Origin of the sequence: Rubrivirga sp. SAORIC476, from assembly GCF_002283555.1 — a bacterium.
GTDB lineage: Bacteria > Bacteroidota > Rhodothermia > Rhodothermales > Rubricoccaceae > Rubrivirga.
Genome location: NZ_MVOI01000003.1, coordinates 491,279 through 513,565, shown reverse-complemented (window position 1 = coordinate 513,565; position 22,287 = coordinate 491,279). Strand labels below are relative to the sequence as shown.

22 protein-coding genes and 1 tRNA gene are annotated in these 22,287 nt (G+C 72.1%); 17 read left to right on the top strand and 6 right to left on the bottom strand.

All coding sequences use genetic code 11. From position 1 onward, the window contains the following. Nucleotides 1-37 precede the first annotated feature (37 nt). Nucleotides 38-1,315, top strand: coding sequence for a type IV secretory system conjugative DNA transfer family protein (locus tag B1759_RS04120; RefSeq protein WP_095513763.1), 1,278 nt, complete (start codon nt 38-40; stop codon nt 1,313-1,315). 325 nt (nt 1,316-1,640) lie between these two features. On the opposite strand, the gene B1759_RS04115 is transcribed toward B1759_RS04120, so the two are convergent. Genes B1759_RS04115 through csm6 form a run of 3 tightly spaced genes read right to left on the bottom strand, consistent with a single transcriptional unit; the run spans nt 1,641 to nt 5,643 of the window. Further along, the gene (locus B1759_RS04115) at nt 1,641-4,082 is read right to left on the bottom strand and encodes a tetratricopeptide repeat protein (protein ID WP_095513762.1); all 2,442 of its coding nucleotides are present in this window, start codon (nt 4,080-4,082) and stop codon (nt 1,641-1,643) included. Beyond that, on the bottom strand, nt 4,079-4,372 hold the full coding sequence (locus B1759_RS04110) for a RyR domain-containing protein (protein WP_095513761.1): 294 nt from the start codon (nt 4,370-4,372) through the stop codon (nt 4,079-4,081). Before B1759_RS04110 ends, B1759_RS04115 begins: the two co-directional genes overlap by 4 nt. 2 nt (nt 4,373-4,374) lie before the next feature. Next, nucleotides 4,375-5,643, bottom strand: a complete 1,269-nt coding sequence (gene csm6, locus B1759_RS04105) for a CRISPR-associated ring nuclease Csm6 (protein ID WP_095513760.1) — start codon at nt 5,641-5,643, stop codon at nt 4,375-4,377. 309 nt (nt 5,644-5,952) lie between these two features. Here csm6 and B1759_RS04100 point away from each other — a divergent pair, with 309 nt between their 5' ends. After that, nucleotides 5,953-8,418 carry an NAD-binding protein gene (locus B1759_RS04100; protein WP_095513759.1) on the top strand — a complete coding sequence of 822 codons (2,466 nt, stop codon included), beginning with the start codon at nt 5,953-5,955 and terminating at the stop codon, nt 8,416-8,418. Nucleotides 8,419-8,471: 53 nt separating this feature from the next. Here B1759_RS04100 and B1759_RS04095 read toward each other — a convergent pair. The 3 genes from B1759_RS04095 to B1759_RS04085 form a co-directional block, all read right to left on the bottom strand. Next, a tRNA-Glu gene (locus B1759_RS04095) sits at nt 8,472-8,544 on the bottom strand. Nucleotides 8,545-8,604: 60 nt separating this feature from the next. After that, nucleotides 8,605-9,060: a GNAT family N-acetyltransferase gene (locus B1759_RS04090; protein WP_095513758.1), complete on the bottom strand. Its 456-nt coding sequence runs from the start codon at nt 9,058-9,060 to the stop codon at nt 8,605-8,607. Next, entirely contained in the window at nt 9,057-10,169 is a 1,113-nt protein-coding gene (locus B1759_RS04085; RefSeq protein WP_095513757.1) for a hypothetical protein, read from the bottom strand. The genes B1759_RS04090 and B1759_RS04085 overlap by 4 nt, the downstream gene beginning before the upstream one ends. 194 nt (nt 10,170-10,363) lie before the next feature. Here B1759_RS04085 and B1759_RS04080 point away from each other — a divergent pair, with 194 nt between their 5' ends. From B1759_RS04080 to B1759_RS04010, 15 genes are all read left to right on the top strand, one after another. After that, nucleotides 10,364-11,521, top strand: a complete 1,158-nt coding sequence (locus tag B1759_RS04080) for a cysteine desulfurase family protein (protein ID WP_095513756.1) — start codon at nt 10,364-10,366, stop codon at nt 11,519-11,521. A gap of 56 nt (nt 11,522-11,577) precedes the next feature. Continuing rightward, nucleotides 11,578-12,171, top strand: coding sequence for a DUF2480 family protein (locus B1759_RS04075; RefSeq protein ID WP_095513755.1), 594 nt, complete (start codon nt 11,578-11,580; stop codon nt 12,169-12,171). Nucleotides 12,172-12,211: 40 nt separating this feature from the next. Beyond that, a complete protein-coding gene (locus tag B1759_RS04070; protein ID WP_143537255.1) occupies nt 12,212-12,871 on the top strand; it encodes a hypothetical protein in 660 nt (219 codons plus the stop codon). Nucleotides 12,872-12,927: 56 nt separating this feature from the next. Beyond that, nucleotides 12,928-13,368: a hypothetical protein gene (locus B1759_RS04065; protein ID WP_095513753.1), complete on the top strand. Its 441-nt coding sequence runs from the start codon at nt 12,928-12,930 to the stop codon at nt 13,366-13,368. Continuing rightward, a complete protein-coding gene (locus tag B1759_RS04060; RefSeq protein ID WP_095513752.1) occupies nt 13,365-14,138 on the top strand; it encodes an SDR family NAD(P)-dependent oxidoreductase in 774 nt (257 codons plus the stop codon). The genes B1759_RS04065 and B1759_RS04060 overlap by 4 nt, the downstream gene beginning before the upstream one ends. Before the next feature lie 307 nt (nt 14,139-14,445). Next, nucleotides 14,446-15,237: a hypothetical protein gene (locus tag B1759_RS04055; RefSeq protein ID WP_095513751.1), complete on the top strand. Its 792-nt coding sequence runs from the start codon at nt 14,446-14,448 to the stop codon at nt 15,235-15,237. 2 nt (nt 15,238-15,239) lie between these two features. Further along, on the top strand, nt 15,240-16,043 hold the full coding sequence (locus B1759_RS04050; protein WP_095513750.1) for a hypothetical protein: 804 nt from the start codon (nt 15,240-15,242) through the stop codon (nt 16,041-16,043). Next, nucleotides 16,043-16,825, top strand: coding sequence for a hypothetical protein (locus B1759_RS04045; RefSeq protein WP_095513749.1), 783 nt, complete (start codon nt 16,043-16,045; stop codon nt 16,823-16,825). Before B1759_RS04050 ends, B1759_RS04045 begins: the two co-directional genes overlap by 1 nt. Then, the gene (locus B1759_RS04040; protein WP_095513748.1) at nt 16,826-17,605 is read left to right on the top strand and encodes a hypothetical protein; all 780 of its coding nucleotides are present in this window, start codon (nt 16,826-16,828) and stop codon (nt 17,603-17,605) included. It abuts the gene before it with no gap. 3 nt (nt 17,606-17,608) lie between these two features. Beyond that, nucleotides 17,609-18,463 carry a hypothetical protein gene (locus B1759_RS04035; RefSeq protein WP_095513747.1) on the top strand — a complete coding sequence of 285 codons (855 nt, stop codon included), beginning with the start codon at nt 17,609-17,611 and terminating at the stop codon, nt 18,461-18,463. A 153-nt stretch (nt 18,464-18,616) separates the two neighbouring features. Beyond that, nucleotides 18,617-19,336: a hypothetical protein gene (locus B1759_RS04030; RefSeq protein ID WP_095513746.1), complete on the top strand. Its 720-nt coding sequence runs from the start codon at nt 18,617-18,619 to the stop codon at nt 19,334-19,336. Then, entirely contained in the window at nt 19,333-20,322 is a 990-nt protein-coding gene (locus B1759_RS04025) for a hypothetical protein (protein ID WP_095515050.1), read from the top strand. The genes B1759_RS04030 and B1759_RS04025 overlap by 4 nt, the downstream gene beginning before the upstream one ends. Before the next feature lie 57 nt (nt 20,323-20,379). Continuing rightward, a complete protein-coding gene (locus tag B1759_RS04020) occupies nt 20,380-20,616 on the top strand; it encodes a hypothetical protein (protein ID WP_095513745.1) in 237 nt (78 codons plus the stop codon). Further along, a complete protein-coding gene (locus B1759_RS04015; protein WP_095513744.1) occupies nt 20,613-21,089 on the top strand; it encodes a peroxiredoxin in 477 nt (158 codons plus the stop codon). The genes B1759_RS04020 and B1759_RS04015 overlap by 4 nt, the downstream gene beginning before the upstream one ends. Beyond that, complete coding sequence (locus B1759_RS04010) at nt 21,086-22,285, top strand: KamA family radical SAM protein (RefSeq protein ID WP_095513743.1); 1,200 nt, start codon at nt 21,086-21,088, stop codon at nt 22,283-22,285. The genes B1759_RS04015 and B1759_RS04010 overlap by 4 nt, the downstream gene beginning before the upstream one ends. Nucleotides 22,286-22,287 lie beyond the last annotated feature (2 nt).

The following is a 22,287-nucleotide window of genomic DNA, read 5'->3' as shown; positions in this document are numbered from 1 at the left end:
GGAGAGGCCCGTCGGACGGGCTTTCGCGCTTGCTGCCATGCCCGATCTCCCCGCTGGCCTCCTCCTGGGATGGGCCGACGCCGCGCCCTCCACGGCGCCGCTCGGCTTCGCCTCCGACACGCCCGACGCGCCGACCGAGGCGGAGCCCCGGCCGCTCTGGGCCGACGACGAGGGCCACCTCGTCTCCATCGGGCCGACGGGCTCGGGGAAGGGGCGCTCGGCCATCCTGCCGGCGCTGCTGACGTACCCCGGCCCGGTGCTCGTGATCGACCCGAAGGGCGAGGCGTGCGCGGTGACGGCGCGCTACCGCGAGACGCTGGGGCCGGTGGTCCGGCTGGACCCGTACCACGTGGCCTCCGAGGCGTCCGGCTCGCTCAACCCGTTCGACCTCGTGCGCCAGACCGACATGGGGACGACGGAGGCGGCGTTGCTGCTGGCCGACATCCTCGCGCCGCGGACATTCGCGAAGGACCCGTTCTGGGACAACCGCGCGACCTCGCTGCTGTCGGCCTTGATCGAGGTGATCCTGCTCACGGGCGAGGAGGAGCAGAAGCACCCGGCGCGGCTCCGCGAGATGATGATGTCGGACGACCTGACGTACAGCCTGGCGGTGCTGCTGGACACGCAGAAGGGGCTCAAGGGGACGTACGCGTACGAGGAGATCGGGCAGTTCCTCCAGCTTCCCGACCGCGAGACGCGGCCGAGCGTGCAGGCGACGGCGACGCAGCACACGGTGCTGCTGGGCGACCCGGCGGTGGCCGAGGCGCTGCGGACGACCTCGTTCGACCTGGAGGCGGTGCGCCGGGGCGACCCGCTGACGATCTACCTCGTCCTGCCGCCGTCGAAGCTGCGCTCGCACGCGCGCCTGCTGCGGCTCTGGGTGGCGACGCTGCTGCGCGTGTTGATGGCGCGCACCGAGCGCCCGGCGCTCCCGACGCTGTTCCTGCTGGACGAGGCCGCCCAACTGGACACGCTGGAGGATCTGGTGACGGCGATGACGCTGCTGCGCGGCTACGGCGTGCGGGTGTGGAGCTTCTGGCAGGACCTCCAGCAGATGCAGCGCCTCTACCCGAGCGACTGGCAGACGATGGTGGCGAACGCGGGCGTGCTGCAGGTCTTCGGGAGCCACTGGCTGGGGCGCGCGGCGCTGGCGAAGTTGCTGGACGTGGTGCCGGGGGCGCTCTCGGTCCCGCCGGGCCGCCAGCTGCTGGTCATGGCCGACGGCACGCGGACGCTGGCCCGCAAGGCGGATGTCTTGCGCGACGCGCTGTTCGAGGAGCGCCGGGATGACAACCCGATGTTCCGCGCCCGCTGAGCCCGCCTCGAGGGCTCGGTGGGGGCCGTCCCAGGGTGGGGCGCGGGCGTCCCAGGCGTGGGCGCGGCGGTCCCGGGCCGGGTGGCGGGCGTCCCAGGGTCGCTGACGGTTGTCCGAGGCGGGCGCGCAGGCGTCCCAGGGCGTCGCGCAGGCGTCCCAGGCGAGGTGGCGAGCGTCCGACGCTCTGTCGCGGCCGTGCCATGCCGTCTCGCAGGCGTCCCAGGCGATCTCGCACTCGTCCGATGCCTCCTCGCAGGCGTCCCACGCCATGTCGCAAGCCCTTCACAATCGGGGGCGGACGGCCTCGGTGGGCGTGCCGGCGGGGTCACCGAGGTGGGCGGGGGAGGTGCTCCAGCGGGTCGATGCGGCCTGCCTTGACGCCCTCGACCCAGACGGGGTCGTAGGTGTGGAGGTCTCCCCACGCGATGTTGACATAGGGGTGCTCTGGACCAAGCCGGTGAAGGAAGATGGCGAAAGCCGTCTTTACAAGCCGACGCGCCTCTCCCCGATCACCCAAGTGCCAAAGCACTTGGCCCAGATTTCCATACTTGAGAGCCAGGTTTGGATGGTCGGGGTCGAAGGCCCTCTCGTCGATCTCGATGGCGCGCCCGAGCAGCCGACGGGCGGTGGCGAGGTCGCCCTGGTCCTTCACCACGGTGGCGAGGTTGGAGTAGCTCGTCGCGAGGGTGGGGTGGTCGGCATCGAAGGCCTTCTCCTCGATCTCGATGGCGCGCTCCAGCAGGCGGCGGGCTTCGATCAACTGCCCCAGCGTAATCAACGGCTCAACAATCCAGTTGGCGAGGGGCCCCGCGCGCACATCCTCATCAAGCGCGAGCCACGTCACGGCCTCCGCCAGCGGGGCAAGTTCCCACCGTGCTTCGCGTTCCCGCCAGCCGTCGTTGTACAGATGCTTCGCTCGGTCGAGCATCACGCCGTACGCCGCCGCGTCGGCCCCTTCCGCCTCGGCGCCGAGGCGGGCGCGGACGACCTCGCGGACGAGGCGGTGCATCCGGGAGATGCGGGCCTCGTCGATGGGGGTGAGCAGGCGGAGGCCGTGGAGGCGGTCCTTGAGGGTGAGCCACGGGTCGGGGTCGCCCTCGACGTGCTCGGGGATCAGGCCGGGGTGGGTCTGCGCCACGAGCGTCCGCAGCCACGGCCAGACCACGGCGTCGGGCGGGAGGACGGCGGCGAGCCCGAGCACGGCCGCCTCGGCCTCGGTGAGGAGGTCGAGGGTGGGGGCGAGGAGCGCGGGCAGGCGCGTTTCGGCGTGCAGGGCGAGTTCCAGTCCGGGCGTGGCGCCGGTGCGGTCGAGGCGGGGAAAGCCTTCCTCGCGGAGGCGGTCGCTGTAGCCGGGGTAGCTCACGCCCCGATGCCGGTGCTGCCACAGGTAAACCGCCACCACTTCGAGGGCCAGCGTGTAGCCGCCGAGTCGGGCCACGATGTCGCGGGCGGCCTCGCGGGCGGCGTCCGGGTCCGGCTCGTCGTGGAACGGGCGGTACCGGTCGAGGAGCGCGAGCGCGTCCTCGTCGGGCAGCGGCCCCACCTCCTGGCAGGCCGCGTCGTCGAGGTGCAGCTCCGCTGCGGTGCGCCGGGACGTGGCAAGCACATGGACGCCGGTGGGGGGGAGCGCGCGGGCGACCTGGTGCGGCGCCAGCAGGGCCGGGTCCGAGACGTTGTCGAGCACGACGAGCGCCTGCCCCTCGGCCGTGAGGGCGGCGTGGACCTTGCGGAGCGCCACGTCGGTCTGGCGGCTCTCCTCGGGGGAGAACTCGACGCCGAGGCTGGGCGCCAGCGAGAGGACGGCGGCCTGGAGGTCGGTCTGGCCTTCGACCGAGACGAGGTAGCGCCCGCCGGGGTAGTCGGCGGCGTAGGACCGGGCGTACTCGAAGGCGAGGGCGCTCTTGCCCATCCCGCCGAGGCCCTGCGCGGCCACGAGCGACCCGACGCGCGTGTCGAGGAGGCGGTCGCGCAGTTCCTTGAGGTCCACCGAGCGGCCGACGAAGTACTTGCTCGGGCGGGGGACGGTGGAGCGCGAGCCCAGCACCCGCTCGCCGTGCTCGACGAGCACCGTCAGCTCCTGGCGGATCTTCTCGATGAAGCCGGGGGCCTCGTCGCGGTCCCACATGGCCGGGCCGAGGCGCCACAGGCCGCTCACGTCGGTGATCCACTGGCGGCGGGCGAGGTCCTTCATCCAGGTGCCGTCCACCTGCGCCGGGTCGAAGGTGAAGCCGGGGATCTCGACGGCGTACAGGTTGAGGATGGCGCCGTCGCTGTGGGCCAGTTCGCGCTCGCGTTCGGTGAACAGCTCCCACTCGGCGCGGCAGAAGTCGCTCGCGAAGTAGGCGGGCGAGAGGACGATGAGCATGGCCTTGGCCTCGCCGATCTTCTGGTAGATCCGGTGCCGCCAGTCGTGGCGCGCGTGGATGTCGCGGCGGTCGTAGAACACGACGGGCGCGCGGGGCTCGAAGTCGAGCTGGAGCGTCTGGAAGCGCTGGACGAGGTCGCGGACGGCGCCGAACTCGTCGTCGTCGGTGTGGGCGTAGGAGACGAAGAGGTCCGCCTCGGGCTCGCCGGGCGGCGGGGGCGTGGCGACGGCGCGGAGGTCGGGGCCGTCCTCGGTGGCGACCCCGTCGAGGACCAGCCCGCTGCGGACGTGGGCGGCCAGCGCCTCGTTGCCGTCGCAGAGGGCGCGGAGGGCGTCGGCGGAGAGCGTGCCGTCGGTGCGGAGGTGGCGGAGGGCAGCGGCGCGGGCGTCCTGGGAGGTCATGGCGCGTCGGGCGGGAGGATGGTGTAGCCGAGGGCGAGGACGGCCTTCAGGGTGCCCTCGGCGGTGCGGCGGTCGTAGTCCTTCTCGGCCTCGCTGAGGTCGGCGTAGGGGACGAGGCCGGGGTGCGTCTTCGCCTCGTCGTCGCGGCGCTCGCCGTACGTCCAGCCCTCGGCCAGTCGGCCCTCGGCCCAGACGTCGTGGACGTGCTTGGCGAGCTGCTCGGCGAGGCCGACGAGGCGGGAAGGGAGGGCGACGTGGTCGGTGGGGATCGGGCGGGGTGTGTAGGGCATGGTCAGCGGCGAGAGGTGCCCGGCCGGTCGAGGCGGTGGGAGGGGACGGGCTCCGGGATCGTACGGAACGGCCAGCGCATCCGCTTGGGGGCCACGCCCTCGGGCGCGACGACGGTGACGGGAAGCGCGTTGAAGGTCTCCCAGTGCCAGTACTTCGCGGCCGGGTGCACCTCGCCCGCCTCGTCGGGCAGGTCACGGCCCAGCGTCGGCGTGAAGTCCAGGTGCTCCTGGAGGAAGGGGTGGATCTCGAGGGCGCCGAGCCCGTCGGAGTCGCGGTACCGGCTGATGGCCTGGCTGACCTGGCTGGGCGTCCGCCACAGCACCCGCGTGGTCTCTCGGGGCTGCGCGCACCACTCATAGACGGCGTCGACGCGGTCTGCCGAGATGGGATGGTTCACGAGGGTGGCCTCCACATGCTGACTGTTGGGCAGCACGCCGAACGAGGCGCCCGACCGGCGGCGCTCGATTTCGAGCTGGTCGGCGAGCAGGAGGAGGATGCTCACCATGCGCGCCGTGAAGTCGGAGTCGGCGAGCACGGCGCCGTCCTCCCCGAGGATCTCGACCCGGCACCGCGCCTGGTGACCGCGCGTGAGCCAGACGCGGATCGCCGCCGGGGAGCCGACCACATTGTAGTTGGAGAGCACCTCGATGACGTTCCGCAGCCCGTACTTCTCGCCGATGCGCTTGAAGAACGGGTCCGTGATCACCGGCCGGAGGCGCGGATACGGTACCCAGGTGAGGTCTACGGTGAGCCGCTCGCCGCCGTCGCCGGGCCAGAACGCGGGCGCGAGCCCGGCAGGGTCGGCCTGTTCGTGGATGTGGACGAGGCGGTCGACGGGGCGTCCGCAGAGGGCGAAGGCCGAGGTGAGCTGGGCGCCCATGGTCCGCCGCCCGCCTGCGATGGAACCGACCACGGGCAGGTCGGCGGGCTCGTCGGTGAGGTGGCGCACCTGCTGGTAGGCCATCTGTCCGAAGTCGAGGTCGTCGTCGCGGGTGCGGACGTCGGCGAGGGTGAGACCGTCGCGCTGGGCGACGTGGAGGTGGAGGTCCAGGTCGTCGTCGAGGCCGAGGACCTCGCGGGAGAGGCGGCTCCAGCGCGACGAGACCCCGCCCCGCTGGAGCGTCTCGCGGATCCGCTCGGCGCCCCGGCCGGTGGTGAGCACGTGGACGGCGGCGGGCGTGTGCCCGGCCCGCGCCAGCGCCCAGGCGACCCGTGTGAGCGACGTGGGGTCCAACCCGACGGTGGCGACGAGGTGGTAGGGTGAGGACATCTGGGCAGAAGAAGGTGGCGCAACGTACACGCGCGAACAGTGGCCGGTGCACAGGGTCGGGATTCCCCGACATCGGCGACGGACCGGCGGTGACCGTGGCCGTGGGGGAATGTGGCAGGGGCTCACTCGGGCTTACTCGAAGCATTGGCGCGTCCGTATGTCGTGTGGGAGAGGGGCTTATCCCTAGCTTCGCGGCACGCGATTTCGTGCGTGCTGTCCAGGCCTGCGGGCTATCGGCTCGCACGCTGCGCTGGGGGCTCGCATCGTGACCCGCCCTGGCAGTCGCCGTCTTCCACATCCTTCGCCGTGATGTCTCGTCCCCCTCGCCTGCTCGCCATCGCATTTCTGGCAGGTCTGACCGCGTTCGTCCTCGCCTGGGTCGGCTTCGGCGAGGTGGAAGGAATGGGGTGGGTCGAGCGTGCGTTCACGGCCGCCGACGTGCTCACGTTCGGTATGCACGACGCGGCCCCGGCCGCAAGTGGATGGCTCGATGGGGCCCGGCTGTTCGCGCTCCTGGGGGGGCTCGCGACGGTGCTCGGGGTCGCCTACGAGATCTCGCCAGGCGTGCGCGTATGGTTTCGTCGTGTGGCGCTTCGTGGGCGAATGGAGCCGGTCGTGGTGATCGGTCTGGGGTGGGTCGGCGGGGCGTTGGCTGCGGAAGTGCGGCGTGAACACCGCGCCGTGTACGCGCTCGCCCTGGACCCGAGCGGCCCGCGGGCGCAGGCTGCCAGCCGCCTCGGAGTGCTCGTCGAGGAAGGCGACGCCACCACCGAAGAGGGCCTGGACCGGCTTCCGCTGGCTCGGGCGGCCGAGGTCTTCATCGCCACCGGCGACGACGTGCGCAATCTGGAGATCGCGGGCGCCATCAAGAAGCGCCAGGACGCCGTGGAGACCGAGCGGCGCGTCTACGTCCATGTCGGCGACCCCAGCGTGGGGGTGACGGTGGCTCAGCGCGAGGTGCTGCCGTCCGAGCGAGTGGGCGACACGTGGTACCGGGTGTTCAGCGTCCACGAGAACGCCGCCGGGAGCGTCGTCGCCCGCATCCACAGGTCGGCGTCCTGGGCCGATGATGAGGCGGTCCACGTGGTGCTGGTGGGCTTCGGCAATCTGGGGCGGACGCTCGCGCTCCGCTGTGCGCGAGGGCTCCACGGTACGAACCGCCGGCGTCTCCGGATGACGGTGCTCCACTCGCCTGCCGAGCGAGACGCCGTCGCCCGCTTCCGGGCCCTCCACCCCGGATTCGCCCCCGCGCCTGGGTTTTCGCTGGACGCGTGGGACCCGCTCCAAGACTTCTGGCACGCTCGCGCGGCGCGGCCCCAGGCGACGGCCTGGCGGACACGCGACCATGACCCCCACGCCGTCGAGGTGGCTGTACTGGCCGAGTTCGTGGAGACCGCGACGCCCGTGTCGCCCGACGTGACGGCGCTGTTGCTGGAGCGCTTCCGCACCCGAAACGGCGTGTCCGTTCAGCCTGTGGTGGTGGTCGCCACGGACGACGAGGGGCTCAACGCGCGGTACGCCGTCGGCCTTCAGGATGCCCTGGCAACCGAACGGGGATGGCCTGCGGACCCGACCAGGAGGGGGGACGGGACGCTTGATCTGGCCGTGTCGGCTCCTCCCACAGATGGCCTGCCCGCCGAGGTCGCGATCTACCCGTTCCTGTTCGATGAGTCCGGCCTCGCTGCACTCGTCAAGCCAGAGCCCACGGAGGACGAACTGCCGACCTCCCGTGCCGACTGGTTCGCGTATCACATCGGTATCACGTACCCGGTTCGGCCCTTCGGATACCGTGGGGAGTCCGCCAGCTACGCGGTCGTCACGGGCCGTCAGGAACAGGAGGACGCGCGGAGACTGCACGAGATGTATCGCCTGCTCTCCGATACACCCGAGGCGCCGATCCCGTCTGCTTTCGAAACCTCGAACCTGGACGCGGTGGCCCTGGCCTACCTGACCCTGGAGCGCTACTTCCTGGCAGTGCCTCGGCGACTGTCGCTGCAGGAAGCCACGAAACTCGACGTGATCTGGCAGCCGACGCTGGGCTTGGAGGACCCGGTCATGTTCGACCCGGACGAGGCCGTCGGTGGGGAGGCGAACAGTCCGTCGCAACTACCCAGTGGGCAGAGGCGGTCGTTCCCGGTGCTGGAACCTGCGATGCGCCCGTACGAGTGGCTGGGCGTCGTCGCCCGCGCGTCCGAGACCGCAGATCTGGAGGTGCTCCGGGCCCTGGAGGGCAAGTGGGCGCATCGACTGCATCCTTACTTGCGCGCCCATCCGACCGAAACGACGGCAAACGCGGTGTGTCGCCAGCAGCGGATTCAGGAGGTCGCCTGCTGGGCACAGCGCTGCGTCGAGCGAGACCTCCGCTATCGGGCGATGGTCGGCGAGCAAAAACGCTACGCCCCGTTCGTGGAGGCGACCCAGACGCGGAAGGTGCTCCGAGCGTTCAAGGGCGAACTCGACGAGGTGTGCTGCGGACTGGCGGACCGGCTCGCGGAGATGGAGCACAATCGCTGGATGGCCGAGCGGCTCGTGTTCGGGTGGCGCGCCGGCACGCGGTCGTATATGGGGCGGCGTCGCGACACGTTCCGCGTGTGGGAGCGACTGTCTGATGAGGAACGGCTCTACGACCGGGCCCACCTGCCGCGGCTGATTATCGAGCGGATGGCGCGTCTCGGGGAGCGTCGTACCGGGACGCTCTACTACCTCCGACGGTCGGCGGAGACCTTCACCGAAGGCATCGACCTGTCGGCCCAGCCCATGTTCACAGGCGACTGAGCCTCCACAAACACGAAAGCCGCCGACCCTCGTGCGAGAGCCGGCGGCTTCAGTACCGCGTACGGGATTCGAACCCGTGTTACCGCCGTGAGAGGGCAGCGTCCTAGGCCTCTAGACGAACGCGGCATCGTGAGGCGCCCGGCGTCCGGCCGGGCAGGACGAAAAAGGTAGCCAGCGAATCCGCCCCTAGCCAGTCTCCAACGCCATCTTCACGTGCTCGATGCCCGCCTCGTCGAAGACGCCGCCGACGGGCTGGAATCCGAACGACGCGTAGAGGCCGGTCACGTAGGTCTGCGCGTGGAGCACAAACCGACGGTGCCCGGCGGCGCGTGCGGCGTCCAGGGCATGAGTCACGAGGGCGCGCGCGAGCCCCCGTCCACGGGCCTCCGGGACGACCGCGAACCGCTCCAGCTTCACCGTGTCGCCGACGAGCCGCCAGCGGGCAACTCCGACCGGCACGCCGGCCTCGGTGGCGAGCAGGTGGTGGACCGTCCGCCCGCGTGCCTCTGCGGCGTCGGCGGCGTCCCACTCTTCCTCCGGGGCGCAACCCTGCTCCTCGATGAAGACCCGCGTGCGGACCGCCTGCACCGCCGCCCAGTCGGCCTCGGTGATCGCTTCGCGGAGGTGGATCGACGGGGTCACAGCGTCTGGCCGAAGAACGCCGCGATCTGGCTCTGGACGGTGGGCACGTCGAGTAGGCCGTCGTGCGACGTGTCCTCCACGAGGAGCGTACCGCGAGGCGTATCTGAGGACGAGGTGAGCACGGCGCCCAGGCTCGCGAGCTGGTCGTCGCCGACGACACGATCGCCGACGGCGTGGAGCGCGAAGATGGCTGGGAGAGGCCGCCCGGCGGCAAGGCGTGCAGGGGAGACCTCCAGAAGGGACTGGCGAGTCACGTCGCGTGGGGTGACCCCGTCGCGTAGCTGGAGGACGGGCGCCACGAGGGACTGGAATGCAGGAAACGGGTCCGTCGGCGTTTGTCCCAGAAGCTCGGTCCGGACATCCGCGCGGAACGACGCCGCGAAGAGGTCGGTCGGTGCACCGAGCGTGACGACGGACTCGACGGGCGCCCCATAGAGCGCCGCCAGCAGGGCGACCGTTCCCCCCCGACCGATCCCCACGACACCGACCCGCCCGGCGTCCGCCCGGGGGACCGTCGGGAGGGCGGCGAGCAGCGCCCCCAGGTCGGCCACGTCGGCGCGGTACGGGGCCGGCGCTACGTCCGAGTCGATGGGGGGCGGGCCGAAGAGGCCGAGGGCCTCGCCGCGGTAGGCGACCACGATCTGAACCGCATCCGTGACCAGAGAACCGAACGACGCATCCGTGAGGAGGTCCGCCTCGGCCGCGCCGTCGGTGCCGTCGGTCAGGATGACGAGGGTGCGGAGGCGGGTCGTCTGGTCGGCGCCGCCCGGCACGCGCACGAAGGCGGTGAAGAGGCGCTCGCCCCCCTGGTCGAACGCCAGGGTGAAGCGCCGGTAGGTGTCGAAGGCGACGAGCTGCGTGAGCGTCGCGGTCGCGGTGGTGGGGGCTGGGGCCTGCCGTGCGGCGGCCACCTCTTCGGTGGTGGGGGAGGCGAACAGCGCCGTCAGGTTGACGCCCGCCACGATCTGGTCCCCCGGCGTCGGCGTCTCACAGGTCGGGTCGACGCCGGGGACGCACTCGGACACGAGGGGGGCATCGTCGCATCCCGTCGCGGCAGCCAGCGCCAAGACGGCGGCGATCGATGGGAGGGACAGAACGACGCGACGCATGGAAGCCAGGAGAACGGGCCTTTTCAACGGCACGAGATGGAGCCTGGTGCCCGAGCCCACATGACCCTCCGCCCCCTCTCCGGCGAAGATCCACAACAAGCCCGTGGCGGGAGCCGTATACATCGGTAGACCGACAAACCGCTGGCCGACGACCCCGTGTTTCTGGGGCCGCGCCCGCTTTCGAACCCGACCGCATGCCGACGCCGATCTACCTCGACTACAACGCGACGACGCCCGTGGACCCCCAGGCGCTGGACGCGATGCTGCCCTTCTTCAGGGATCACTTCGGAAACGCTTCCAGCGAGCACAGTTTCGGGTGGACCGCCGACGAGGCCGTCAAGCAGGCCCGCGAGCGAACCGCCCGCCTGATCGGGGCGACGCCGCGGACGATGGTGTTCACGAGCGGCGCCACCGAGTCGGTGTCGCTGGCCATCCGGGGGGCGGGCGAGGTCTACGGTGGACGTCGGCACCGGATCGTGACCGTCTGCACGGAGCACCGCGCCGTGCTCGCGACGTGCGAGGCGATGGAGCGGGAGGGATACGAGACGACCTACCTGTCCGTCGGCCCGAACGGCCTGGTCGACCTCGATGAACTGGAGGCGGCTCTGAACGAGGAGACGTTCCTGGTGAGCGTGATGTGGGCCAACAACGAGACGGGCGTGCTCCAGCCGATCCCGGAGATCGCCGAGCTGGCCCACCGTGCGGGCGCGCTCATGATGACCGACGCCACACAGGCCGTCGGCAAGGTGCCCATCTCGGTCAACCACGACGGTGTGGACCTGCTGGCATTCTCGGGACACAAGCTGTACGGGCCGAAGGGTGTGGGCGCGCTGTACGTCCGTCAGCGGGGGCCGCGCGTGAAGCTGGCGCCTCAGGTCACCGGCGGCGGGCAGGAGCAGGGTCTTCGGGGAGGGACGCTCAACGTGCCGGGCATCGTCGGCCTCGGGATGGCTTCGTACATCGCGCGCCGCCGTCAGGCGGACGACGCCGAGCGAATGGAGGCGCTTCGAGATCGGTTCGAAGCAGCCGTCTGCGAGGCCGTGCCGGGCACCTCGGTCAACGGCGCCGGTGCACCGCGCCTGCCCAACACGTCCAGCCTCCGGTTCGAGGGGGCGCAGGCGGCGCAACTGCTGCCCGTCCTGTACGACGTCGCCGCGTCGGCTGGCTCTGCCTGCCACTCGCGCCGGGACGCGCCGAGCCACGTCCTGACGGCCATGGGCCTGACACCGGAGCAGGCCCGCGCGACGGTCCGCTTCAGCCTCGGCCGCCCCACCACCGAGGCGGAGGTCGACGCCGCGGTCGAAAACGTCGTCGAGGCGGTCCACCTCGTCCGACGCCGGGCCGCGGCGTAAGGTCGAGGGCCTGTGCAGAGTCCACCTCGCTCCCGACGTCCAGCCCTGAACCCCCCATGGAGATCGCACCCCTCAGCGACGACGGCCTGATCGTGAATCGCGTCGCCGAGAGCGCCATCGAGACGCTCGACCTCGCCGCGCTGGCCCCGCCGGAGCCGGTCGCCTTCGACCTCGCGCCGCACCTGTACCGCGGGCTCGTGCTCCGGGAGCGGGAGTTTCGGCAGGGCCTCAAGGCGACCGACTGGTCCGCGTACGACGGCGCCGACGTGGCCGTCTTCTGCTCGGCCGACGCGCTGGTCCCGACGTGGGCGTACATGCTGGTCGCCGCCCGCCTGGACGGCATCGCGGCGTCGGTGACGGCGGGGACGCCCGCGGAGATCCGCCAGGCCCGCCTCGTGGCCGCGCTCGCCGAGGTGGACTGGGAGCGGTACCGCGACGCGCCGGTCGTGCTGAAGGGATGTGGCAACGACCTCGTCCCGCTGGACGCGTTCGTGCAGGCGACGCGCCGACTCCAGCGGGTGGCGGGCAAGATCATGTATGGCGAGCCATGTTCGTCGGTGCCCGTCTGGCGGCGCCCCCAGGCCGCGCCCGCGGCGAATGCGGCGAAGCCTCTGGGAGCGAAGCCTGCCGGACCGCCTCGGGCCACGTAGGACGGTCCCGAATCAGGCGAACCCGGCGGACCTACAGGGCGTGAAAGTCCTCCCCTCTGGTTCGCCTGTGGTCTCTCGGCTCATCCTGTTCGGCGTTTTTCTCCTCGCGCCCGCTGCCGCGGCGCAGGATGCGCCCGACGTGGTCGGCACGTGGGAGTTGGTCGATGCCGAGAACGTGCCGTACGACGACCTGCTCGTCTTCGCTCGCCTCACCTTCACGCCCGACCGCCTCGACGCGGTGTACGTCTTCCTCGACCCCGACGACGGCGAACTGTCGGGCCGGTTCGAGGACGCGCGGGTCCAGGCGTCCGCGGGCCAACTGGTGGTCCGCGACGGCGCCGAGGTGACGGTGCTCGACGTGACGCGCGATGCGACGTTGCTGCGCGTCCTCGACCTCGAGACCGGCATCGTTCTGAATCTCCGGGCCGCCGACCCCGAGGGCGCGCTCGACCCCGACCTGGTCGGCGGGTGGAGCGGGACCCGTTTCGGACGTCCGTTCGGTGTTCGGTTCGGCGCCGACGGTCGCGCCGAGGTCCGCGAGGGTGACGACCGGGACGAGGGCACCTACGTCGTCGCCGGGCCCTACGTGCTTCTCGGGGACGACCCGGCGCGCTACACCTTCCGCCGGGATGCCTCCGGCCAGCGCCAGCTGGTGGTCGAGGCCGATGGCGAGGAGAGCGTCCTCTCGCGGATCCCGTGAGTCCGGTACGAAGCCCACGACGCTGTCCGTTCGATCTCCACACTCCCTCTCTCCCCATGCGCCTCTTCGCCCTCACCGCCGTCGCCGTGCTGGCCGGTCCGGTCTTCGCCCAGTCCGACGCCGAGCCCGCGCCGCTCCCGGAGCCCGTCGCGCCGCCGGTGACAGACGTGACCGTGCCCGACACGCTCGATGCCGACCTCGTCGGCGAGTGGACGCTGGAGGAGGTCGCCGAGGCCGGCCGCCTCGGGGATCTGGGCGTCGCGGTCGAGGCCATGACGTGTGCCTTCAGCGCGGAAGGGACGGCGACCGTCGAGATGGAAATGGTGCAGGACCTCGACCCGATGAGCATGGAGCGCACGTTCCCGTATGACACGGAGGATGGGCGCATCATGGTCGAAGGCGACGAGCCGGTCCGCTACCAGATTCTGGAGGACGGCCGTCTGGAGATGGCCACCGTCGACGGTCTCGTGGTGCGTCTCGTGCGGACGCGGTCGTGACCCTCGATCTGGAAGGCCGGGTCGCGCTCGTGACGGGAGCGAGCCGGGGGATCGGGCGGGCCATCGCTGTTCGGCTCGGCACCGCCGGGGCGACCGTCGGCGTCCACTACGGACGCAACGCGGAGGCTGCGGGGACGCTGGCCGCGGACCTACGGAACGGCAGCCGTGCCTTCGGCGCCGACCTCGCCGCGCCCGGCGCTGCCGACGCACTGTTCGAGGCGGTAAAGGCGGTCTACGGGCGCGTGGACGTGGTGATCGCCAACGCCGGGACGTTCGAGGAGGCCCCGCTGGACGCGCCCCTCGACGACTGGCTCGCCGCCTGGGATCGGACAATGGCCGTCAACCTGCGCTCGGTAGCCGAACTCGGGCGCGCGGCGTCTCGGCACGCGACCGAGCGGAGAGCGGCGGGGGAGAGCGGCGTCTCGGTCCGCCTCGTGACCGTCTCCAGCCGGGCTGCCTTCCGTGGCGACGACCCCGAGTACCTCGCCTACGCAGCCTCCAAGGGCGGGGTCGTGGCGCTGACGAAGACGTTGGCGCGGGCGGGGGGAGGGCTGGTAGCGTTCGGAGTCGCACCGGGCTTCACGCGCACGGACATGGCGACGCCCTACATCGCCCAGCACGGCGAGGCAGCGGCGCTGCGAGGCGCGGCCCTCGACCGCCTCACCGAGCCAGACGACGTCGCCCCGACGGTCGTCTTCCTGGCCTCCGGCCTCGCCGACCACGCGACGGGCACGACGGTGGACGTGAACGCGGCGTCGTACGTGCGGTGAGGCAGTCGCTCGTCGCTCTGGGGACCACCTGCGGTGGATCTCGGGGGCGGTCGTTTCGCTCATCGTCGGGCTGGCGGCGCTGGTCGGCTGGAGCCGGGGGGTGACCCGTGGGCCTCGTGATCTGGCTCGGCGTAGCGACATCTGAAGGGACGGATGGCGTCATGGGGGCTGTCGGAGGTCCGCCACGAGGTACCGACTCTGGGGCATGCGATCCGGATCGGGCGGGCGGCGAAACCGCCCTCCCGCACCACCTCGGATGCACCTCCGGCCGTGCCGGGTCCGTAGGTTCAGGGCGTCCCCTCCGCCCATGTCCGACCGCTTTTCCGCCGACGAGGCCCGCCGCATCTTCGCCCGCGCCGCGCGCCGCCAGCACGCCGCGTCCGCCACCGACGGCCTGACGGTCGCCGAGCTGACTGCCATCGGGAAGGAGGCCGGGCTCGACCCTGCGCTCGTCGCCGCCGAGGCCGCGTCGGAGCGGGCGGCGCAGCAGGCTCAGGCGACGTGGCACGGCGTCCCCGTCGGGATCCGCCGCTCCCGTCTGCTCCCGGCTCGCCTCTCGGACGCCGAGTGGGAGCGCGTCGTGGACCTGCTCCGGGCCGAGTGCAAGACGCCGGGGACGGCGGAGCAGATCGGGAGACGCCGCGAGTGGACCGGGCACTCCGGCTCCTCGTCCAGTTCGTCGTCGTCCCTCCGCGTGCGGGTCGAGGATCGTCCCGAAGGCGACCTCGTGACCATCGAGGCGCCCGACGTGAACCGCCTCCTCGGCCTAGCGCTGGGCGGGACGTTTGCGGGCATGGGCGCGCTGACAGGTGCAGGGCTGGCAGCGGTGGTACCTGAGAAAACGACCTCGCTGATGGTGGCGGTTCTCATGATGCTGGTCGGCATCGTCTGCTACGCGGGCGCGTTCCTGTCCGCGAAGCTCGCCGCTGCGCGGACCCCCGACCGACTGGAAGGCCTCCTCGACCGCATCGACCTGATCTCTCGCCTGGACGACGTCTCGCTTCCGACCGCCACAGAGGGCCGCATCGACCCCGCCCACCTCGACGCCGAGGTCGAGGACCGGGGCACCGTCCCCTCTCGCTCGCGCATCCGCGCCTGACCATGCCCCGTCGCTATTCCGAAGAGGAGGCCCAGCGCATCTTCGCCCTCGTCGCCGACCGCCAGCGGATGACCTCCGGAGCCGATGGGCTCTCGCTCTCCGAACTGGAGGAGGCCGCGCAGGCGGCAGGCCTGGACCCCGGCCTCGTCGCCATCGCCGCAGCGGAACTGGACTCGGCGCCGCAGGCCGAGAAGACGCTCCTCGGCACGCCCATCGAGGTGGTCCGCTCGCGCGTGTTCGACGGCCCCGTCGACGACGACGCGTGGGCGTCGATGGTCACGGCCGCGCGCCGCGAGTTCGGCCAGCCGGGCATGGCGGGCCAGATCGGGCGCCTCCGCGAGTGGACCGTCATCAGCGGCGGCACCAAGAACGGCATCACGACGCGCCTGACGCTGGAGCCCGCGGGCGACGGGTCGCGCGTCACGCTCTCGCGCTCGATCCGTGACACGGTCTTCGGGTTCACCATCGCCGCTGCGGTCCAGGGCGCCATGGCGCTTCTCTTCCTCACCCTCTGGCTGGCGGGCGCCGACCCCGAGCTGTGGGTCCCGGCCGTCATCATGGCGGGAATGGGGGTGATGTTCGGGGCTGGCGCTCAGATCGGGACGCGCGTGTGGCGGCGGCGCGAGGCGCGACGGTTCGAGTCGCTGCTGGACCGTCTGGACCTGATCGCGCGCGACGCAACGCCGGGCCCGTTCGTGCGCGCGACGCGCGAGACTACCGCCCCGCGCATCGACCCGGTCCACCTCGACATCGAGGAGGACGAGGCGGAGAGGGCATCGGCACACCGGCCCCGCACCCGGTCCTGATGGCGCGCCACTTCTCCGAGGAGGAGGCCAAGCGCATCTTCGCCCGCGCCGCCGAGCGTCAGCACCGCAGGCCGGCGCTGGGCGAGGGGCTCACGCTGGAGGACCTGCAGGCCATCGGGCGGGAGGCGGGCATCGACCCGGCGCACGTGGCGGCGGCGGCGGCCGAGGATGCGACTCCCTATCAGCCGCCGATGTGGGCAGGCGTGCCGCTGCGCACGCAGCGCGTCCGCCGTCTGGTCGGTCCGGTGGACGATGCGGCGTGGGGACGTGTCCTGGATGTCCTCCGGGAGCGCCACCAGACGCCGGGTGCCGTGGAGCACATCGGCGACCGCCGCTCGTGGACGGCCTACGAGGGCAGCCTCCAGGGCGAGCGCGTCCGCATCGAGACGACGCCTGAAGGGACGGAGCTAACCGTCGAGTCCGGGGTGGCCTCAGAGAAGGGCGCCGCCTATGGGTTGTCCGGCATGATGGTCTCGCTCGGGGCGCTGATGGGTGTGGGGGGAGCTGCGACGGGCAAGACGGGACTGCTCTGGTTCGCGCTGGCAATGGCCGTGATGACGGTCGCGGTCCTCCTCGTCACGCGCGTCAGCGCGCGCCGCCGCGCCATGACCCGTCCCCTGGAGATGGACGCTCTCGCTGATCGGATCGAACGGATCGCCGCGTCTGCAGCACCGTCCCTCCCTGACGAGGCGCCCGGAGCGCGCCTCGATCCCCTCCACCTCGACGTCGCGCCTGAGCTGGGGGAGGTGGCCCCGCAGCCTCGTTCCCGGACCCGCACCTAGATGGACCACCAGTTCACCGAAGACGAAGCCCGTGAGGTGTTCGCGCGCGCCGCCGAGCGGCAGCACGCGGTCCGGTCCAAGGGCGAGGGGCTCTCGCTCGACGAACTCCGCGCCATCGGCCGCGAGGCGGGGCTGGACCCCGAGCACGTCGAGGCCGCCGCCCGCGCCGTCGCCACGGGCGAGCCCGAGACGGGGCGGACGGGACTCGGGCCGTTGCCGAGTGGTGTGTTTCGGACGGAGGTCCTGCCCGGCCCTCCCGCGGAGGTGCTTTGGGACCACGTCGTCGCGGACGCGCGCCGGACGTTCTCCGCCCGCGGCAAGGTCTCCGACACCGGGCGCGCCCGAGAATGGCGCAACGGCAACCTCCGCGTGACGCTCGAGGCCGAGGGAGCCGATGCGAGCCGTCTGTCCCTCCAAACGCGGCGTCAGGAGCGCGCCCAGATGTCGATCGGCGCGGGCGTCGTCGGCGTGTTTGCGCTCCTCTCCGCGATCGTCGGTTCCATCGACCTGCTGGCAGACGGCGGCGACATGTGGAGCGTGCTGCTGCTGGGCCTGGGGATGCTGCTGGGGGCCCTCGGCCTGGGCGCCGAGCAGCGGCGGTGGGCGACCCTCCGGGAGGAGCAGTTCGCCGATGTCGCCCGTCGCGCCGCCGAGGCGGTAGAGACGCCCCTTCCGGACGCGCACCAGCGGGAGGCCTCGCCACGCCTGGATCTCGACGCGCTCCCCGACCTGGACGAGTCGTCCGATCCGGTCTCCTCCCGCTCTCGCACCCGCTCCTAGCCGATGCGCACGTACTCCGAAGCAGAAGTCGCCTCCATCATCGAGCGCGCCGTCGAGCGGCAGCGCGCCGTCGAGGCGGGGGTCGGCGAGGCGGGGCTGACGCTCGACGAGATCGAGCGCATCGGGCGCGAGGCGGGCATCGACCCGGCCCACCTCCGCGCCGCCGCCGCCGAGGTGGACGACCTCGGGCGGACGCTCGCTCGGCAGTCCGGCCAGACGCGCACCGAGGTCTACGTCGAGCGATGGCTCGACACACCCTTCGCGCTCGACGGCTGGGAAGATGCCGTCTCGCATCTCCGCATGACCTTCGGCGCCCCGATGGGCGCCCCCTTCGGGGAAACCGCCGGCGAGTCGGTCCAGCAGGTCGGCCGGTCGTTCGAGTGGTCGCACACCAACTCGCTGGGCGTGCGAACGCGCGTCGTGGTGAGCCCGCGGGGCGACCGGACGCGGCTCCGCATCACCCAACTCGTGGGCCTCTCCAGCCCGACCGTCGAGGGCCTGTTCTACGGGGCTGCGATCGCGCTGCTTCTAGCCATGGTGGCCGGGGGCATCGGGGGGGAGGCGTCGGGCGCCGGGTCGATGGGCGCCGTGATCGGGGTGGTGACGTTTCTGGTCGCCTGGGCCGTCGCGGCTCCGCTCGTCGCCGCTGCAGACCGTCGCTGGCGCGCCCGCAAGCACGCCGACCTCGGCACGCTGGCCGACGACCTCACGCCGCTCCTCCACGGATCCCAGGCCCGAGACGTGGAGCCGGTCGGGGAGGCCGCCGCGCCGCGCGGTCGCCTCGACCTCGACGCTCTAGACGATGACCTCCCCGCGACAGAAGAGACGGGCGTTGCGCGCCAACGCATCCGGGGATGACCGGGACCGACAGCAGGACTACCTTTCCGTCCGTTCTCGCCCGTGCCGGTGCCGTTCCCGACTCCCGACTCTCTCGCCGAAGGCGCTGGCTGGCGTGAGGTCCCCGAGCCTCCCATTCCGACGGTACGTCCCGGGGGGCGGCGGGCTCCGCGCGTGGGTCAGTGGGCGGCCCGCCTGTCCGGGGTCGACACGGCCCGGTGGACGGCGGCGGTGGCGGAGGCGGAGCGCGTCTTCGGGTCCCGCGGTCTCCACGAGGACACGGCGTCGGGCCGTCTCTGGAGTCTCCTCACTGCCCGGCGGCGCGTGCTGCTGCACGCCGAGGAGCGCCCCGACGAGGCCATCCTCACCGTCACGGTCGCGTGGTCGCCGCCGCGCCCCTGGGTCGTCGCGCTGGCCTGGCTCTGCCTGCCGACGGCGGTGGTGACGGCGGTCGTCCTGTTGTCGAGGCCCTCGGCGGCCGCCGAGTGGCTGGCCCCGCTGGCACTCGTGGGCCTGCCCGTGGGGGTAGCCGTGCTCGTCCGCGCCGCCGAGTGGATCCGACTGGGGGCGACGCGCTGGCGGATCCGACGCGTGCTCCGGGTCGATGCCTCGGAGGAGCCCGCTGCCGCTCCGACGGAAGCACTCTGGGCGGAGACGCTGGAGGTCGACGATGAGCCAGAGCCGACCCGGGCAATCCTGCCCCAGAACATCGGGCTGGCGGAGTGGCTCACAGCCGAGGAGGTCGAAGGACTGGTCGACGCGCGCCCGGCCCGTATCGCCCCGGAGAATCTGCGGCGGGCGCACCGGGTGGTCGCGCGAGCGACGGCCGAGCGGCGCGGAGGCGTTCTCCTGCCCGACGGCTTCTCGGAGTGGCGACCGCGGCGGACCCCATGAGCCGTTCGCTGCGGGTGGGCCTCTGCTACGACCGCTTCGGCGACGCGCCTGCCCCGCCCGGCGCGCCCCCCGACTGGGACGCCGAGTATGAGCCCGAAGAGACCGTCGCCGCGCTGGAGGCGGCGCTCCAGCGGCTCGGCCACATGCCCGTTCGCATCGGCAACGCGCAGGCGCTGCTCGCGGCGATAGGGGGGGGGGCGCTGCTCCTCGACGCGGCCCTCACGATCGCGGAGAGCTACGGCAGCCGCAACCGGGAGGCGCACGTGCCGGTTCTTCTGGAGCTGGCGGGCGTGCCGTGCATCGGGAGCGACGCGCTGGCGCTGTCGGTCTCGCTCGACAAGCACCTCACCAAGACCGTCGTCGCGGCAGCGGGCGGGGCCGTGCCCACGGGCGTGGTGGTCGGCCTCGGGCAGGACGCGGCCGAGGTGGCCGCCGGGCTTCCGTTCCCGCTGATGGTGAAGCCGCGCTACGAGGGGACCGCCAAGGGGATCACTCGGTCCAGTCGCTGCGAGACGACGAAGGCGCTCCGGGCGGAGGCCGCCCGTCAGCACGCGCTGTACAGGCAGGACGTGGTCGTAGAGGCGTTCGTGGACGGCTCTGAGTTCACGGTCGGGGTGGTGGGGACGGGCGCCGGGGCGCGGGCGCTGCCGCCGCTGCAACGCGCCATCGAGCCGGTGTCCGGGATCGGCGTCCACGCGCTGCCAGGCGACCCGGACTTCGTCGTGGAGGGGGACCTCTCGACCGACCTCGACCGCGCGCTCGCCGAGGCGGCCCTTCTCGCGCACCGCGCGCTGGAGTGCCGAGACTTCTCGCGCTCCGACTTCCGCGTCGGCGCCGACGGGGTGCCGGTGTTCATCGAGATCAACCCGCTCCCGACGTTCGCGCCCGACGGCACGTTCGCCATCCTCGCCGAACTGGACGGCCAGCCCTACGACGCCTTCCTCGCGGACGTGTTGGGCGCGGCGCTGAGGCGGGCGCTGGGGTGAGCCCGGAATCCACGCACCGTCCGCGAACGCGGGGCGAGGTGAGGGGTACGCTGCGGCATGGACCCCCGCCCGACCTGCTCCTGCGGACACGACCGCTACCACCACGCCACGCGTGCCGACCTGACGCACGGCGGCGGTGGCTGGTTCGCCCTCTTCAATGGCATGTCGAGCACGCCCAAGCGGATCGTGTTCTCGTGCGCCGTCTGCGGAGAGACCTTCGAGGACACCACCGACTCGCAGGTGCTGGAGCAGTACCGTCGCTATCCGTACGTCCGCAAGCCCGACGACGAATGACGCGCTGGCTGCTCCTGCTTCTGTTCGCCTCTGCGGCCCACGCTCAGGACGCGCCCGCCGTGGGCGACCTCGCGCCGGACATTGAGGCGGTGACGCTCGTCCGCGACACCCTCCGCCTCGGCGACCTCCGCGACCGGCACGTGCTGGTCGAGTTCTGGGGGACGTGGTGCAGCCCGTGCGTCGCCGACGCGCCTCGGCTCGCCGCGCTCTACGCCCGCCACCCGCGCGACCGGTTCGAGATCGTCGGCGTGGCGCTCGACGCAGCCGACGATGTCCGCGCGTTCACCGAGGCGCACGGACTGACGTGGCCGCAGATCGTGGAGCCGACCCGCGACGGGCGACCGGTGACGGAGGCGTTCGGAGTGACGGGGTACCCGACCTCGTTCGTGATCGACCCGGACGGGGTGATCGTGCACCGGGGCGACGGGGCCGGAGCGGATGTCGTCACTGTGCTCTCTGAGATTCTCGAATGACCGCCCTTCCGCAGCACAACGCGTCCGACGCCGAGTGGAACGACTGGCGCTGGCAGATGCGTCACCGCGTCTCGACCGCCGAGGCGCTGGAGCGTTACATCCGCCCGACTGCCGACGAGCGCCACGCCATTGAGGCCACGGCCGACGTGTTCCGCTGGACCATCACGCCGTACTACGCGAGCCTGATGGACCCTGTCGACCCGGCCTGCCCGATCCGCCAGCACGTCGTTCCGCAGGCGGGCGAGGTCGCGCCGGACATCGTGGGCGTCGTGGACCCGCTCGACGAGGTGGGGCACAGCCCCGTCAAGAACCTCGTCCACAACTACCCGGACAAGGTGGCCTTCTGCGTCACGTCCGAGTGCGCGGTGTACTGCCGCTACTGCCTCCGCAAGCGCATGGTCGGCGACGCCGACTTCATGATGCGGAAGGACGAACTGCGCGAGGGGCTGGCCTACCTCCGCGCCACGCCCGCCATCCGCGACGTCCTGCTGACTGGCGGCGACCCGCTGGTGTTCTCGGATGCCAACCTGGACTGGCTGCTGTCCGAGCTTCGGAGCATCCCCCACATCGAGGTGGTCCGCCTCGGGAGCCGGCTGCCGGTCGTCAACCCGATGCGCATCACCGACGACCTGTGCGCGGTGCTGGCGCGGCACCACCCGGTCTGGCTCAACACCCACTTCAACCACCCGCGCGAGCTGACGCCCGAGGCCGTCGCGGCCTGCGAGCGGCTGGCGGACGCAGGCGTGCCGGTGGGCAACCAGACCGTCCTGCTGGCGGGCATCAACGACGACGCCGACACGATGCGGGCGCTCTGCGAGCGCCTCGTCGCCGCCCGCGTCCGGCCCTACTACATCTACCAGGCGCAGCTCATCGGCGGGACGGCCCACCTGCGGACGCCCATCGAGACGGGCATGGACATCATGCGCCGGTTGCGCGGCCACACGTCCGGGTTCGCCGTTCCGACCTACGTCCTCGACACGCCCGACGGCAAGGTGCCCCTCACGCGCGACTACGTGCTCGGACGCGCAGGCGACCATGTGCTGATGGAGACGACGCGCGGCACGCTCTGGGCCGAGCCGAACCCGCTGCCTCCGGGCTTCGAGTCGGCCCACCCGCTGCCCGAGGTCGGGATGCCGGAGGGCGTGCGGACGGTGCCGACCGGGGCGCCACGGTTCGTCTACGGCGAGCCCGCCTAGGG